Source organism: Embleya sp. L77 (assembly GCF_055557415.1).
The window spans coordinates 796326-813743 of sequence record NZ_CM145710.1; the positions used below are offsets into that span (position 1 = coordinate 796326).

The window sequence follows — 17418 nt, forward strand, 5'->3', positions numbered from 1 at the left end:
TGGATCAGAGCCTCTCTCGGTGTGCTGCGTCCAACCGTCGGCGTACGTGCGGACCCCACTGGTCCACCGCGGCCGAGGTCAGCAGATCGTCGTGCGCGTGGTCGACGACGTGCTCGTCGACCACGCCGAGAACGTGCGCCGCCCAGGCCCGGCGGCCGGTGCGCTCGGCGTTCTCGCGCGCGGCCACGCACAACACGTCGCCGCGAAAGGCCGGGTAGGGGTCGGCGGGCACGAGGTGTTCGTAGGCGACCCGCGTGCGCAGCAGTGCCGCCACCAACTCCTCGCCCAGCGCGCCGGCCGGGTCCACCCCGCCCGGGGTCGCCCGCGACAGCTGCGCCCGCGCGGCCTCCTCGCCGAACCCGTTGCCCGCAGCAGCCGCGTCGGCGCTCGATCGCGGCACGGGCGGCTCCGCGTCGATCAGCACCAGCAGGTCCACCGGCTCGCCCGCGCGCTGCAACTCGGCGGCCAGCGCGTACGCGAGTTCGCCACCGAAGGACCAACCCAGGAGCGAGTAGGGGCCGTGCGGCCGAACCGTGCGCATGCTGCGCAGGTGCTCGGCGACCACGTCCTCGAAGCGGGCCGGCGCCGGGGCGCCGGACAACATCGCGGACTGGAGGCCGTACATCGGCCGCTCGGCCTCCACGTGCGAAAGCAGTGTCGTGTAGGGCCAGGCGAACCCGAAGCCGGCGTGCACGCAGAACAGCGGAGGGAGTTCGCCGCCGGCACGCAGCATTGCGACAGGCGCGGTCGGGTCGTCCGCGTCGCCGCCGGCGCGCAGCCGCTCCGCGAGGTCGGCGACCGTCGGCGCGGTCAGCACCGCGGCGACGGTGACGGTGTCGGCGTCGCGTACCGGGTCGGCGGCCCGGATCGCGCCGACCAGGCGGACCGCGAGCAGCGAATGTCCGCCGAGGGTGAAGAAGTTGTCGTCGATGCCCACCCGGGGCAGACCCAGCACCTCGGCGAAGACCCGGCACAGCACGGCCTCGACCGTGTCCCGGGGGCCTCGGTCGGTGACCGCGGCGGCGAAGTCCGGCTCGGGCAGCGCGGCCCGATCCAGTTTTCCGTTGACGGTCAGCGGCAGCACCTCCAGCGGCACGAACGCGCTCGGCACCATGTAGTCCGGCAGCCGGGCCGCGGCCCACGTGCGCAGCGCCTGCGGTTGGGCTCCGCCGACCACGTAGGCGGTCAACCGCGACCCGTCCGCGCTCGGCACGACCGCGGACCGCAGTACGTCGGGGTGCGCATCCAACACACCCTGGATCTCGGCCGGTTCGATCCGGTGGCCGCGGATCTTGATCTGGTCGTCGGTGCGGCCGAGGTAGTCGATGATGCCGTCCGGGCGGCGCCGAGCCAGGTCGCCGGTGCGGTAGAGCCGGGAACCGGGCGGCCCGAACGGGTTGGCGACGAACCGCGCCGCGGTCGGCGCCGGGCTGTCGAGGTAGCCGCGGGCGAGGCCGATCCCGGTGACGTACAACTCCCCCGGCACACCCACCGGCACCGGTTGCAGGTTGGCGTCGAGGATGTGGGTGGCGGTGTTGAGGATCGGCCGGCCGATCGCCGGGGTGGCGCTGTCCTCGGTGCCCGCGCCGAGGGTGTTGATGGTGTATTCGGTGGGCCCGTACAGGTTGTAGCCCAACACACCCTCGGTGTCCCGCAACCGGTTCCACACCGCGTCCGACACCGCCTCGCCGCCGAGCAGCACCAGACACGGCCGATGCCGGCCCTGCGCCGGGTCGCCGTCGACCAGGCCGAGGTCGAGCAGGTGTTGCGCGTAGGTGGGGGTGACGTTGACGACGTCGATCCGGTGGCGGTCCACGTATCGGGTCAGCGCATGCGCGTCACGGCGCAACTCCTCGTCGCACACGTGCACTTCGTGCCCCTCGACCAGCCACAACAACTCCTCCCACGACATGTCGAACGCGAACGACACCGTATGCGCCACCCGCAACCGCCGCCCCGCCGCGGCCACCACCGGATCGAAGATCTCCCGACGGTGATTCACCTGCATATTCGTCAGCCCCCGATAGGGCGTCACCACACCCTTGGGCCGCCCCGTCGAACCCGACGTATAGATCACATACGCCGGATGCTCCAAGCGCCGCGCATCCCCCCGCACGAAATCCGGACGCTCCGCGTCCGTCAGGTCCGCACCCGACAGGCCCGCCAACTCCGCCCGCACCGACGCATCGTCAAGATCGACGGCGTTACCGGGCACGGTGTCGGCACCGGCGGTCAGCACGCAGACCGGCCGGGTCTCCTCGACCATCCACGCGATGCGCTCGTGCGGCAGATCGCGCTCCAGCGGCAGATAGGCGGCGCCGGTCTTGAGCACGGCGAACAGGGCGGCCACCATGTCCGCGGTGCGCGGCAACGCCAGACCCACCACCCGCTCCGGACCCGCCCCACGCACCCGCAACAACCGGGCAATGCGGTTCGACCGCTCGTTCAACTCCCGATACGTCCACACCAACGGCGCCGCACCATCCGGATCCTGCACCACCGCGACCACATCCGGAACCAACGCCGCCCGCTCCTCCAGTAGATCGGCCACGGTGGCGTCGGGAATGGGCAGTTCGGTCGCGTTCCACTCGTGCACGATGCGCGAGCGCTCCGCCGCCGACAGCAGCTCGTAGGCGCCCACGCGGCGGTGCGGGTCGTCGGTGACGGCGGCGAGCAGGCGCACCAGGCGCTCGGCGAAGTCCTCGGCGGTGCCGTGGTCGAACAGGTCCGCCGCATACTCGATGCCCAACTCGACCGCGCCGTCGGGCACGGCCGCGAGATCGGTCTCGCGGAAGACGAAGTCGAGGTCGAACTTGGCGGTCGGCGGAGTGAATCGTGCGCCGACCGGTGTGATGTCGCCGAAACGGAGCTCGCCCACGCCCTGGTTCTGGTAGCCGACCATCACCTGGAACAGCGGGTTGCGGCCGAGCGAGCGGGCCGGGTTGAGCTCCTCCACGAGTCGCTCGAACGGCAGGTCCTGGTGGGCGAAGGCGTCGAGGTCGGTGTCCCGCACCCGGGCCAGCAGTTCCGCGAAGGTCGGGTTTCCGGTCACGTCCGCGCGGATCACCACGGTGTTGACGAAGAATCCGATCAGCTCGCCCAATGCCTCGTCGTCGCGTCCGGCCACCGGGCTGCCCAGCGCGATGTCCGTGCCCGCGCCGAGCCGGTGCAGCAGGGCCGCGACCGCCGCCTGATAGAGCATGAACGCACTCGCGCCGGCAGCCGAGGCGACGGCGCGCACCCGGTTCGCGAGTTCGGCCGGGATCAGCCGCTCGACGGTGCCGCCGCGGTAGCCGGCCACCGTGGGGCGCGGGCGGTCGGTGGGCAGCCCCGGTTCCTCCGGCAGCCCGGCCAGGGCCGTTTTCCAGTAGGCGAGTTGACGGGCATAGCGGCCGGCGGGGTCGGCCGGGTCGCCGAGCAGGTCGCGCTGCCACAGGGTGTAGTCGGCGTATTGCAGCGGCAGCGGCTCCCACGCGGGCGCGTGTCCGGCGGCGCGTGCGGTGTAGGCCGCGGCGAGGTCCTGTGCGAACGGCCGGATGGACCATTCGTCGATCGCGATGTGGTGGAACACCGCGAGCAGCACGTGTTCGTCGGGGCCGACCCGGAAGACCGTGGTCCGCAGCGGCAGTTCCGTGGCCAGGTCGAACGGGCGTCGGGTGGCCTCGGCGACGAGCCCGGCCAGGCTCTCCTCAGCCCGCCCCACCGGCTCGGCGGCAAGGTCGACGAACTCGACGGCGGCCCGGGCGCGTTCCGGCTCCAGGATGTGCTGGTACACGTCCGTGCCGCTCTCGAACTCCCCCTGCGCCGCGACGCACACCGTGCGCAGCGTCTCGTGGCGGTCGGTCACATCCTGTACGGCCGCGCGGAGAGCTTCCCGGTCCAGGTTTCCGCGCAGCCGGACCGCGATCGGTTCGTGGTAGGCCGCGCTCGCCGTCTCGAACTGGCCGAGCAGCCACAGCCGCCGCTGGGCGAACGACAGCGGCACCCGGTCGGGACGCTCTCGGCGCGTGACGGCCGGGCGCAGCGGCTCGGCGTCGGGTGCGTGTGTTCCGGCGCGTTCGGCGAGCAGTGCGGCCAGTGCGGCGGTGGTGGGGGCGGTGAAGACGTCGCGGATGGCGATCTCGACGCCGAGCGCGCCGCGGGCCTTGGCGGCGAGTCTGGCGGCGAGCAGGGAGTGGCCGCCGAGGTCGAAGAAGTTGTCCTCGGCGCCGATGTCGGCGACGCCGAGCACGTCGGCGAACAGGGCGCTCAGCGCGAGTTCGGCGGCGCCGGCCGGTGGGCGGGTGGTCGTGCGGCCGGCGCCGGCATCGGGCGCGGGCAGTGCGCGGCGGTCGAGTTTGCCGTTGACGGTGAGCGGGAGGCGGTCGAGCGGGACGAATCCCGCGGGCACCATGTATTCGGGCAGCCGTTCGCGCAGGTAGGCGCGGAGTCTGGGGACGAGGGTGCCCGCCTCGCGCGCGGCGGCCGGGTGGTTGGCGTAGCCGGAGGGGTCGGCGCGACCGGCTCCGGTGGGCATGTACGTCCCCAGCACGCCGTGCTCGGCCGCGTCGCCGGCGGTGAACACGGCGTCGAAGGCGGCGGGGCCGCCGGCCGACCAGGTCGCGGCGACGGTGTAGCCGAGTTCGGCGCCGAGCGTGTGCAGCGCCTCGGGTTCGACCGCCGCGTCGCCGGCCTGCTCGGCCTCGGTGCGGGCCAACCGGGCTTCGGCTGTGCTGCCGCCGTTCGCCAGGACGCGCTCGGCGGCGAGTTCGCCGGCGAGGCGGGCGTTGGGCACGCCGCGCAGGCGCAGCGCCTCGGGGCGATCCGTGGTCAGTCGGCGCACGATCGGGTCGGTTCCGGTGCCGGCGTTCCACGCCAGGATCGGTACGTCGGTGAGGTCCGTGGCGCGGGCGCCGCCGGCGCGGCGCAGGACGGCGTCGTAGCGGTGTCGGGTCAGTTCGTTGTGCAGGTGTCCGCGTTTGATCCGCAGGTCGACGCCGGCGAGGTCGGGCAGCAGGTCGGTCAGACCGGCGAAGTAGTCCGGGTCGACCAGGAGTTCCTTCTCCAACAGGACGGCACGTTCGATCGCGGCGCGCACGGTGGCGTCGTCGGTGTCCGGGGTCGCCTGGCCGAGTCGGATCGCGCTGTGGAAGGTGCGGGCGAGTCGTAGGTTGCGGATGTCGCCGAGGAAGACCGCTCCGCCGGGGCGGACCAGGTCGAGGGCTCGGCGCAGGACGTCGGTGAGGTAGTCCAGGCTGGGGAAGTACTGGGCGACCGAGTTGATCACGACCGTGTCGAAGAACGCCTCGGGCAGGTCGCCGAGTTCGTGTGCCGGGGCGGTGCGCAGTTCGACCTTGGCGGCGAGTTCGGGGTCGCGGGCCAGGTCCGCGCGCAGCTTGTCGACGACCGGTGCGGCGAAGTCGGTGGCCCAGTAGCTCTCGCTCGCGCGGGCCAGTTCGCCCAAGAGCAACCCGGTGCCGACACCGATCTCCAGGATTCGGGACGGGCGCAGTTCGGTGATGCGGCGTACGGTCTCGGCCCGCCATTCGCGCATGTCCGCGAGCGGGATCGGTGCGCCGTCGTAGCTGCTGTCCCAGCCGGCGAAGTCCTCGGTGAACACGGCCGTGTCGATGGCGGTGTATTCGTCGGCGTAGATCTGCCGCCACTGGGCGAGGTGTTCGGCGTCGGCGTGGGCATCGCCGGTGCCGGCGGTCTCGGGGACGAGGTAGGCGGTGAGCTGTACGGCGCCGTCCGGGCCGGTGGTGGGTACGACCGCGCTGCGGGCCACCTGCGGGTGGGCGTCCAACACGCTTTGGATTTCCCCGGGTTCGATCCGGTGGCCGCGGATCTTGATCTGGTCGTCGGTGCGGCCGAGGTAGTCGATGATGCCGTCCGGGCGGCGCCGGGCCAGGTCGCCGGTGCGGTAGAGCCGGGAGCCGGGCGGCCCGAACGGGTTGGCGACGAAGCGGGCCGCGGTTTGTCCGGGGCCGTTGAGGTAGCCGCGGGCGAGCCCGATGCCGGTGATGTACAGCTCGCCGGGCACACCCACCAGCACCGGTTGCAGGTTGGCGTCGAGGATGTGGGTGGCGGTGTTGAGGATCGGCCGGCCGATCGCGGGTGTGGCGCTGTCCTCGGTGCCCGCGCCGAGGGTGTTGATGGTGTATTCGGTGGGCCCGTACAGGTTGTAGCCCAACACACCCTCGGTGTCGCGCAGCGCGGCCCAGACGCCGTCGGAGACGGCCTCGCCGCCGAGCAGGACGAGCGCGGGTCGGTGGCGTCCGGCGGGGGGATCCGAGTCGAGGAGACCTTCCTCCAGGAGGTGCTGGGCGTAGGTGGGGGTGACGTTGACGACGTCGATCCGGTGGCGGTCCACGTATCGGGTCAGCGCATGCGCGTCACGGCGCAACTCCTCGTCGCACACGTGCACTTCGTGCCCCTCGACCAGCCACAACAACTCCTCCCACGACATGTCGAACGCGAACGACACCGTATGCGCCACCCGCAACCGCCGCCCCGCCGCGGCCACCACCGGATCGAAGATCTCCCGACGGTGATTCACCTGCATATTCGTCAGCCCCCGATAGGGCGTCACCACACCCTTGGGCCGCCCCGTCGAACCCGACGTATAGATCACATACGCCGGATGCTCAAGACGCCGCGCATCCCCCCGCACGAAATCCGGCCGCTCCGCGTCCGTCAAGTCCGCACCCGACAGGCACGCCAACTCCACCCGCACCGACGCACCGTCGAGATCGACGGCGTTACCGCCGACCGTGGCGCCGGCGGTCAGGACGCACACCGGTGCGGTGTCGTCGAGCATCCAGGCCGTGCGGTCCGCGGGCAGGTCGCGTTCGATGGGCAGGTAGGCGGCGCCGGTCTTGAGCACGGCGAACAGGGCGGCCACCATGTCCGCGGTGCGCGGCAACGCCAGACCCACCACCCGCTCCGGACCCGCCCCACGCACCCGCAACAACCGGGCGATCCGGTTCGACCGCTCGTTCAACTCCCGATACGTCCACACCAACGGCGCCGCACCATCCGGATCCTGCACCACCGCGACCACATCCGGAACCAACGCCGCCCGCTCCTCCAGCAGATCGGCCACGGTCAGTTCCGGTACCGGGTGGCTCGTGCTGTTCCAGGTGTCGACCACCCGGTGGCGTTCGGCCGGCGCGAGTACGTCGATGCGGGCGCAGGCGCGGGTGGGGTCGTCGGCGAAGGCTTCCAGGATCCGCAGGTAGCGTTCGGTGAGCACTTCGACCTCGGCCCGGCCGAAGGCGTCGTCGTGGTACATCGCGCGCAGCCGGGTCACCTCGCCGGGGGTGATCACCACGGACACCGGGTAGTGGGTGGCGTCGCGGACCCCGTGGCCGAGCACGCGCAGGGCCGCGTCGGGGCCGAACCCGCGGTTCTTGTCCGGCAGGGGCAGGTTCTGGAACACGAAGAAGGTGTCGAAGAGCGGGCCGGCGCCCACCATCGCCTGGAGTTCGCTCAGGCCCAGGTACGGATGGTCGTGCAGGTCCGTCTTGTCGTCCTGGGTGCGCCGCCACAGGTCGGCGATCGGCTCGTGCGGCGCGAGGCGCACGCGTACCGGGACCGTGTTGAACAGCACGCCGACCGTCGTCTCGATGCCCTCGACGTCGGGGTGCCGGCCGGAGACGAGTGCGCCGAAGACGGTGTCGTCGCGTCCGGTGAGCCGGCCCAGCAGCAGGCCCCAGGCGCTTTCGTAGAGCGTGCCGACGGTGACGCCTGCCTCGCGGGCACGGGCCGCCAGGCGGGCGGCGAGGGCGGCGGGCACCTCGCGGTGGATCTCCCCGGCCGAGGCCGGGGTGGCGTCGTCGCCGGGCGGGCGCGGGCCGGCCAGGAGAGTGGGTTCGGTGACGTCGCCCAGGTAGGCGGACCACGCGTCGCGGGCGGCGTCGTGGTCGCGGGTGCCCAACCAGCGCAGGAAGTCCCGGAACGGGGTGGTGGGTCGCGCGGCTTCGGCCTCGGTGTCGGTGTAGAACTCCAGGAGCGAGGTCAGCGCGAGCCCGCCGGACCAGCCGTCGAGCAGGGCCACCTGTGAGGTGAGCAGGAGTCGGTGGCCGTCCGCGGAGGTGCGGGCCAGGGCGAAGCGGATCAGCGGCGGGCGGGCCGGGTCGAACGGGATCGCACGTTGGGCGTCGGCGAACGCCTCGAACGCGGCCTCGACGTCGGCGGCTTCACCGTCGCGGCCCCCTTCTCCGGCTCCGGTGAGGTCGGCGTAGGCGAACGGCACGGTGAAGCGTTCCGGCACCACCTGCACGGGTCCGTCCTCGGTGCCGACGAAGCCGGCGCGCAGGTTCGGGTACTTCTCCAAAACCCGGCGCGCCGCTTCCGCGAGCCGGTCGATGTGCACGGGGCCGGCCAGGAACAGCACGGCCTGCTGTACGTAGATGTCGCGGGCCGCGCCGTCGAGCATGAGGTGGAAGAGCAGGCCCTCCTGCAACGGGGACAGCGGCAACACCTCGGCCACGCCCGCGCCGCCGATCGCGCGGTCGAGCGCGGCCTCGTCGCCGTGGGCGTGCACCTCGCTCGGGGGCGGGACGACGTCGCGAAGGGCCGGGAGCAGGGCGGCCCGCCAAGCCCGGAGCAGGGCCGCGACGTCGAGTTCGGGCAGCGTCTTGGGGTCGGCGACCACCCGCAGCGCGATTCGTCGCCCGGCCCCGGTGGGCGAGTGGTCGACCCACAGGTCCAGGCGCAGCGGATAGCGCGAGAAGGAATGCCCGTCGCTGTCGCGGTCGTGCGCGAGCAGGGGGTCGTCGCCGAGGTCGGTGTGTCCGTAGGCCAGGAGGACGCCGGCCTCGGGCGCGTCGGCGAGGGCGCCCGAGGTCTGCTCCGCGAGGTAGAGCGCGATGCCGAAGTCGGCCGCGCTGCGCGGGTCGGCGGGCAGCGCGTCGGGGTCCCCCGGCCCGGCTTCCAGCAGCGCGGGGAAGACGCGTCGCAGGTCGCCGACGGTGTGCGCGAAGCGCCCGCCGTGTCGGTCGCGGTCGTCCTCCGCGACGTCCAGGTACAGCGGTCCGGGGGCGAGTTCCCCCAGCACCTCGGCCGCGGTCGCGGCCAGGATCGTGCGCAGTGGCGTGTGCGAGGTCAACGCGGCCGCGTCGGTGGGGAGTTCGAGGATTTCGGCGACGGCGACCGGAGGCGTGTCGGGGATGCCGGGTTCGCCGGAGGCCCACGGCGCGGATGCGTCCAGCTCGTCCACCCGGTCCATCAGGGTGAACCAGCGGGTGGCGCGGTCGAGCAGGTGCGGGTCGGCGGCGTCCAGGGCGACGGCGGCGGCGTAGTCCGCGGTGGTCGCCGGCTCGGGTCCCATCGGTGCGCCGCGCAGTCCCGCACGCAGTTCGTCGGCGAGGATGCGCCACGAGGTTCCGTCGGCGATGCCTCCGGGCAGTGCGACGACCAGGAGTCCCGGCCGGGTCGGGCCGCGATCCACCCACGCGGTGGCGGGTGTCGCGGCCACGCGGGCCACTCGGGCGGTGGAGCGCCGGGCATCCGCACCGACGGTGAAGGTGCCGCACCACGCCGTGGGCTCGTCGGTGCGCAGGCAGGAATGTCGGGCCAGTACCTCGGTCGCACGCAGGTGTGCCATGTCGGCGGTGACCTCGGGCGGGGCGACCATCGCACGCACGGTGGGCGGCGCGTGCTCGAACGCCTCGCGCCGCCACAGTCCTACGGGGGTGGGGGTCGGGTGGTCGTTCGAAGGGTTGAGGTCGCTCACGTCGTCCGCCCCGGATCCGTGTTCGGTGTGGTCGTCTCGCTGACGGTGCTGGTCCTCGCGCCCGGGATGCGGGCGCGCGTCGCCGCGGCCCAGGTGGCGAGCAGGCGGCGGGCGTCGTCCGCGTCGACGGTCGGTCCGGCGCACAGGGTGAGCCGGCATCGGGGGCCGTGCTCCCCTGCCGCCACGGCGATCGCCGCGTCCAGGGGCCAGCGCGTACTCACCGCCGAGGGCACGTCGTCGGCCCACCCGTGGCCGGGCGCGTCCCGCAGCACGATCTCCGCGCGGGCGACCCGGCCCAGCACCCGGGCGCCGGATCGGCTCGCGTAGCGCACCCGGGTGTAGCCGGCGCCGCGCAGGTCGGCGGCGGCCAGGTCCGGCGCGGGTCCTCCCCGGGTGACGGCGAGCGGGTAGGCGTAGGCGAACGAGCCCACCGGGGGTGCCGATTCGGGCGCGCGGTGCCGATGTGGGTCCACGATCCGGTCGATCAGCAGCCGGTCGACGTCGGGGGTGCGTGCGTGCAGGGCGGCCAGGAACGCCTCGCCGGCGGCGGCTCGGACGGCCTCGATCGAGGCACCGGCCTCGCCGTTGCCGTGGCCGGGTCCGGTGGCGAGGACGGTCGCCAGGAACAGCGTGCGGCCCGAAGCCGTGCCGCGTACCGCCGGGGCCGGCACCGCGTCGCGCAGTTCCTCGGCCCACGTCGTCTCGTCCGCATCGACCGGTGCGGCCTCGACCCGCTCCGGGTCGGACACCTCGGCGGGCGGGTCCGGTGTCCACGGTCGCTCCTGCCCCAGCGCGGCGGCCAGTTCGTCCGCGACCCGTTGGACCGCCGCAGCGTCCAACACGAGCGCGTGCGCCACCACCAGCAGCCGCCCGGGCGTCAGGGTCACCGCCAGGGTCGGTCCGCCGGTGACGTCCAACCCGGCCATGGCCCGCCCGAGTTCCTCGGCCGTACCCTCCGGCGTGCCGGCCGCGACGCGCACCCTCGGGTTCGCCTCGGCGACCGAGGTGGTGCGCCACAGCCGCTTGCCGACCGTCTCGATTCGCAACCGCAACGCCGGGTATCGGCGCCCGAGTTCGGCGACGGTCTCGGTCAGGAGGCGGTCCCGGCCGGCCGGGACCGGGCGGACCGCGCACACGTGGTGGCCGTTCGGCCCGGTCCCGCCGTCGCGGAACACGTGCGACAGCGGCGGATCGGCGAGCACCACCGGCGCGGGGGGCGCCGCCTGCGGCTCCTCGCGTCGGGCGACGCGGGCGAGCGCGCTCACACTCTGGTGTCGGAAGACGTCCTTGACGGTGAACCGCAGCCCGATCGATCGGGCCTTGCCGGCCACGAGCGTGGCCCCGATGCTGTCGCCGCCCAGCGCGAAGAACCCGTCCCGCATGCCGACCCGCTCCACCCGCAGCACCTCGGCGAAGATCCGGGCGAGTTCGGCCTGTGCGCCGTCGCTCGGCGCGGTGTCCGGGGTGTGCGATGCGATGTCGGGGTCGGGCAGCGCGGCGCGGTCGAGTTTGCCGTTGGGCAGCAGCGGCAGCGCGGGCAGGACCACGATCGCGGCCGGGACCAGGTGCTCGGGCAGACGATCGGCCAGTTCGCCGCGCAGCGCCTCGGGATCCACCTCGGCCGCCGCCGCGGGCACCACGTGGGCGACCAGGATCGGCGCACCGGTCGGCCCGGGACGGGCGCCGACCACGGCAGCGGCCAGATCGGCCCGAGCGGTCAGGTGCGCCTCGATCTCGCCCGACTCGATGCGCACGCCGCGCAGTTTGACCTGGTGGTCGGTCCGGCCGAGGTGGACGAGCGTGCCGTCGGCGCGCCGGCGCACCAGGTCTCCGGTGCGATACATCCGGCTGCCGGCGGGTCCGTACGGGTCGGCGACGAAGCGTTCGGCGGTCAGTCCGGGGCGGTGCAGGTATCCCTCGGCGAGTTGCGCGCCGGTCAGGTAGAGCTCGCCCGGCAGTGCGATCGGGGTGGGGCGCAGCCGGGCGTCGAGGACGAGGGCACCGGTGTTCCACACCGGCCGTCCGATCGGCACGGCGTCCACGTCGAGGGCGCCTGCGGGGTTCCACGCGGTGGCGGTGATGGTGGCCTCGGTCGGCCCGTAGGTGTTGTGCGGCGTCCGGCCGAGCACCCGGGCGCTGCGGCGGGCGGTGGCCGGCGGCAGCGCCTCGCCGCCGCACAGGAGCAGTCGCAACGACGTGATGCGCGGGGCGGACGCGGCTTCGACGGCGTCGAGCACCGCGTCCAGCATCGGCGGGACGAAGTGCGCCACGGTGACCGCGTGGGTGTGCACGAGTGTGGCGAGGTGGGCCGGGTCGCGGTGTCCGTCGGGTGCGGCCAGGACGACGGTGGCGCCCTCGCACAGCGGCCAGAACAGCTCCCACAACGACACGTCGAACCCGATCGGCGCCTTGTGCAGCACGCGGTCGGCGGCGGTGAGCTCGTACTCGCCCTGCACCCAGGCCAGTTGGTTCGCCAACGCACCGTGGGAGACGAGCACGCCCTTGGGCCGGCCGGTCGAGCCGGAGGTGTACAGCACGTACGCGGGGTGCGCGGCCTGCGGCGGCGGCATCGGGCGCTCGGCCGCGTCGGATCCGGGCGGGGCGTCGCCGATCACGACGACCGGCCGTCCCCAGGGTCGTTGCGCATGCGCGGTGTCGGTGAGCACGAGTGTGGGCCGGGCGTCGGCGATCGTCTCGGCCAGGCGTGCGGGCGGGTCGTCGGCGTCGAGCGGTACGTAGGCCGCGCCGCTCGCGAGCACCGCCAGGAGGGCGACCACCAGGTCGGGCGAGCGCGGCAGCGCGACGGCGACCAGGGTGTCGGGACCGGCACCGGCGCCGATCAGCCGCCGGGCGTTCGCCTCGACGCGGGCGGCCAGCCGGCCGTACGTGGTCATCGTGCCGTCGGCGGCGATCAGGGCCGGTGCGTGCGGGGTGCGGTGGGCCCGGGAGGTGAAGCGTTCGATCACGGTGGTGGTGGGCACCTCGTGTGCGGTGGCGTTGACCTCGTGCACGAGCAGCCGGCGTTCGGCGTCGGTGAGCAGGTCCAGGCCGCTCAACGGCGTGTGCGGGTCGGCGAGCACGTGCGCGAGCAATCGGTGCAGCCGCTGCAAAAGCGCGACGACCGTGGCGTGTTCGAACAGGTCGCATGCGTAGCCGGCGTGGATCCGGATCTCGTCGCCGGCCGATTCCACGAACCGCAGGTCGAGATCGAACATCGCCGCGCCCGTGCTCGGTGCGAAGGGTTCGGCGTGCGTGTCGGGCAGCGCGAGGTCGATCTCCTCGGCGCGGTGATGGGTCAGGGTGGCCTGGATCAGCGGGTGTCGGGACAGGGTGCGGGTGGGCCGCAGTCGGTCCACGACCCAGTCGAAGGGCACGTCGGCGTGCGCGAAGGCGGCCAGGTCGGCGTTTCGGGTGCGGTCGAGCAGTTCGGCGAAGGTCGGGTCGCCGCCGACGTGCGTGCGCAGCACGACGGTGTTGACGAACAGGCCGACCACGCCGTCGAGATCCTCGTCGGTGCGGCCGGCGACGGGTGCGCCGAGCAGGATGTCCTCGCCCGCGCCGAGGTGGTGCAGGAGGGCGACGACGGCAGCGTGCAGCGTGGTGAACACGCTCGTGCCGGTGGCGTGCGCGAGGTCGCGCAGGGCGTCGGCGAGGTCGGCGGGCAGGGTGTGTTCGGCGCTCGCGCCGCGGTGGCCGCGCTCGGCGGGTCGCGAGCGGTCGGCGGGCAGCGCCAGTTCCTCCGGCGCGTCGCGCAACGCTGCTGCCCAGTGGTCGAGTTGGCGGCGGGTCAGATCGGTGGGCGTGTCCCGCGTGCCCAGGATCGCGCGCTGCCAGGCCGCGTACGCGCCGTGTCCGGTGACCGGTTCGGGACGCGGCGGCGGCTCCGTCCCGGCCGAGCGCGCGACGTAGGCGGCGGAGAGGTCGGCCAGCAGCGGTCCGAACGACCAGCGGTCGGCCGCGCTGTGGTGCAACACCAGGGCCAGGACACTCTCCTCGTCGGGCGCGCCGACGAACAGCGCGGCCCGGAAGGGTGGATCGACGCCGATGTCGAAGGGCCGCTCCGCGAGGGCGGCCACCTCGGCACGGACCCGCTCGGGCGATCGGGTGTGTGCCGCCACGACGGCGCAGTGCATCCTGGCGTGCGCGGCCTCGGGCGTGAGCACCTCGCGCACGGGTGTACCGTCCGCGCCGGGCACCAGCAGCGTGCGCAGGCTCTCGTGGCGCGCGACCACGTCGTGCAGTGCCGCGCGGAGCGCCTGCGGGTCGAGCCGGCCGCGCAGCCGCATGCCCAGCGGCAGGTTGTAGGCCGCGGACGGTCCGCGCACCTGTTCCTCGAACCACAGGCCGATCTGCGCGAAGGACGCGGGTGCCGGGCGCGGTACCGCGATCTCGCGCACGCGGGGGCGCACCGGTTCGGTCGTGTCCACCAGGCGGGCCAGTGCGGCGGGTGTGGGTGCGTGGAACACGTCGGGCACGGCGAGTTCGACCGCGAAGGTGCGGCGCAGCCGGTTCGCCAGCCGCGCCGCGAGCAGCGAATGGCCGCCGAGGGCGAAGAAGTCGTCGTCCGGGCCGATGTCGTCCGCTGTCAGATCGAGGAATTCGGCGAAGATCGTGCACAGTTCGCGTTCGCGCTCGTCGGCCGGCGTGCGCTTGGGCGCGATGGGCGTCTGCGGGGCGGGCAGCGCGCTGCGGTCGAGCTTGCCGTTGGGGTTGAGCGGGAACGCGTCCAGCACGACGTACGCGTCGGGCAGCAGGGCTGCGGGCAGGGTGCGGGCGAGGTCGGCACGCACCGCGTCGATGTCGATGCGGGTGCCCGGGGTGGGGACGAGGTAGGCGCCCAGGGCGGTGCCGGAGCGGATCGCGACCACGAGCGCGCGGGCGATCCCCGCGTGCCGCAGGAGGCAGGCTTCGATCTCGCCGGGTTCGATCCGCACGCCGCGGATCTTGATCTGGTGGTCCGCGCGGCCCAGGAACTCCAGTTCGCCGTTCGCTCGTCGGCGCGCCAGGTCGCCGGTGCGGTAGAGCCGGGAGCCCGGCGGTCCGTACGGGTCCGCGACGAAGCGTTCGGCGGTGGCGGCGGGTCGGCCGAGGTAGCCGCGGGCCAGGCCGTCGCCGGCGAGGTAGAGCTCGCCCGGGACGCCGATGGGCACGGGGCGCAGCGCGGCGTCCAGGACGCGGGCGCGGGTGCGGGCGATCGGCCGGCCGATCGGCACGGTCGGTGACGCGGTGGGGCTGCTCGGGGTGTGGATGTGCGCGAGGCTGTCGCCGGCGGCTTCGGAGCAGCCGTACAGGTTGACCACGGTGGTGTGCGGTCGGCGGGCGGTGACGGCGTCGGCCAGGGCCCTGGGCAGGGGTTCGCCGGAGCAGATCCAGGTGTGCACGCTTGCCAGGGCGCCGGGCGGGGCGGTGTCGAGGAGGGTCTCCAGCAGGCTGGGGACGACGGTGAGTACGCCGGCGCCGCTGCGGTCGGCGAGTTCGGTCAGGCGCAGCGCGTCGCGGGCGGTGGCGTCGTCGGCCAGGACGAGGGTGTCCCCGGCGACGAGGGCGCCCAGGAGTTCGGTGCTGCCGTCGATGAAGGCGAGCGCGCTCTTGGCCAGGCGCACGCGGCTCGCGCCGGGCCCGGTCGGCAGCGCGGTACGGCCCCAGCGCAGGCGGTTGGTCAGGGCGCGTTGGGTGCCGACGACGGCCTTGGGGCGGCCGGTGGAGCCGGACGTGAAGACGACGTAGGCGGGCGTCTGCGGGTGTATCGGCGGGCGAGCCGGGGCGGCGTCGGCGAATGCGGCCGGGAGGTCGTCGAGGCGCAGTACGGGGGTGCTGTCGGTGGGCGGGGTGTAGTCGACGCCGCAGAGCAGGAGGTCGGGCGCGGCGTCGGCGAGCATGGCGGCGATGCGCTCGGGCGGGTGGGTGCGGTCGAGCGGCAGGTAGGCGGCGCCGATGCGCAGGATGGCGAGCAGGCTCGCGACCAGGTCGGCGGTGCGCGGCAGGGCCAGCGCGACGACGGGTTCGCCGCCGCTGCCGCGTTGGTGCAGGACGCGGGTGAGGGCGGCGGCGATGTGCTCGGCGCGGGCGTCCAGATCGGCGTAGGTCCAGGCGGTGTCACCGGCACGGACGGCCGGGGCATGGGGGTGCTCGCGGATGACGGCCTGTACGAGTTCGGCGACGCCTCCGGCGGGGAAGTCCTCGATCCCGTCGGCGGGTTGCTCGGGCGCCTGGTCCGGCGGGGTCGCGTCGAGCAGGGCCAGGGGTGTGTCGGGCCGGGCGAGTGCGGCGGTGAGCAGGGTTTCCAGGTGGGCCAGCAGGCGTTCGATCGTGTCGGGCTCGAACAGGGGTGTGCGGTAGGTCGCCTCCACGAGCAGGTCCTCGTCCCGCAGGAAGCCTTCCAGGGCCAGGTCGAACTGGGTGGTGCCGTTGTGCACGTGGCGCCAGGAGGTGTCCAGGCCGGGCAGGTCGAGGTCGCCGAGGTCGCGGGTGAGCAGGCCGAACATCACGTCGAACAGCGGTGGTCGGCCGGGCCTGCGCGGTGGTCGGACCTCGTCCAGGACCCGGTCGAACGGCACGTTCCGGTGCTCGAATGCGTCGGTGCACACGTCACCGAGCCGCACGGTGGCCTGACGGAAGGTCAGTTGCCGGGTGTGGTCGGAGAGATCGGCGCGCAGCACGACGGTGTTGCCGAAGTTGCCGATCAGTTCGGCGGCGTGCGGGTCGGAGCGGTCCATCACGAGCGTGCCGATCGGCAGGTCGGTGGCCCCGGTGTGGCGGCGGAGCAGTTCCGCGAACGCGGTGAGCACGACGGTGAACGCGGTGACGCCGCACTCGGCGGCGAACTCGCGGATGCGCGCGGGCATTTCCGGCGACAGTCGGCGGGTGCACCGGCCGCCGCGTTCGTCCGGGGCCGGTGCTCTGGGACCGTCGGCGGGCAGGTCGGGCGGGAGCGGCGGCGGAGTCAGCCGGGTCCGCCAGAACTTCGTGCCGGCCTCGTCGGGGGGCCTGCCGTGCGCCCATGCGGCGATGTCGGCGTACTGCACGGCGGGCGCGGGCGCGGTGCGGGTGCCGTCCGGGCCGGCGGCGCGGCGGTAGCACGCGGCGAGGTCGCGCGCGAGCACGCCCCACGTTCCGCCGTCCCACGCGATGTGATGCACGACCTGCACGAGGGCGTGGTCCGCGGGCCCGAGGACGAGGAGTTCGTAGCGCACGGAGCGTTCGCGGGCGAGGTCGAACGGGCGGGCCGCCAGGCGCCGAGCGATGCGCTCGGCCTCGGTGTCCCGGGCGTCCGCCGGCAGTCGGGTCAGGTCGCGGACCGGCAGCGGGTTGTCGGGCGGGTCGGCGATCGTCTGGTACGGCACGCCGGTGGGGTCGGCGTGGTAGGTGGTGCGCAGGATCTCGTGGGCGCACAGGAGTTCGCGGGTGGCCACGCGCAGTGCGCCGACGTCGAGCGGGCCGTGGATGCGGATGAGCAGGCAGCCGTTGTAGGACGTGCTGTCCGGGTTGGCCTGCTGGTGCAGCCACAGGCTGTGCTGCACGGCGGACAGGGGTGTGGGGGTGCTCCGGTCGCGGGGGCGGATGCTCTCGGCAGGGGCGTCCGGTTGCACGCCCGCTTCGGCCAGCAGTCGCCGGATCAGCTCTCGGCGGCGTTCGTCGGCCGGGTTCGCACTCGTCAAGTCCGGCCCCTTCGGCGCCGACTCCGGGGAGCCGCGCGTTCT

The 17418-nt window shown here is 73.8% G+C and carries 2 protein-coding genes; both read right to left on the reverse strand.

The features are described 5' to 3' along the window. Positions 1-4: 4 nt before the first annotated feature. Entirely contained in the window at positions 5-9718 is a 9714-nt protein-coding gene (locus tag ACZOOI_RS33605) for an amino acid adenylation domain-containing protein (protein WP_465283335.1), read from the reverse strand. Then, on the reverse strand, positions 9715-17376 hold the full coding sequence (locus tag ACZOOI_RS33610) for an amino acid adenylation domain-containing protein (RefSeq protein WP_465283336.1): 7662 nt from the start codon (positions 17374-17376) through the stop codon (positions 9715-9717). Before ACZOOI_RS33610 ends, ACZOOI_RS33605 begins: the two co-directional genes overlap by 4 nt. Between the last annotated feature and the right edge of the window lie 42 nt (positions 17377-17418).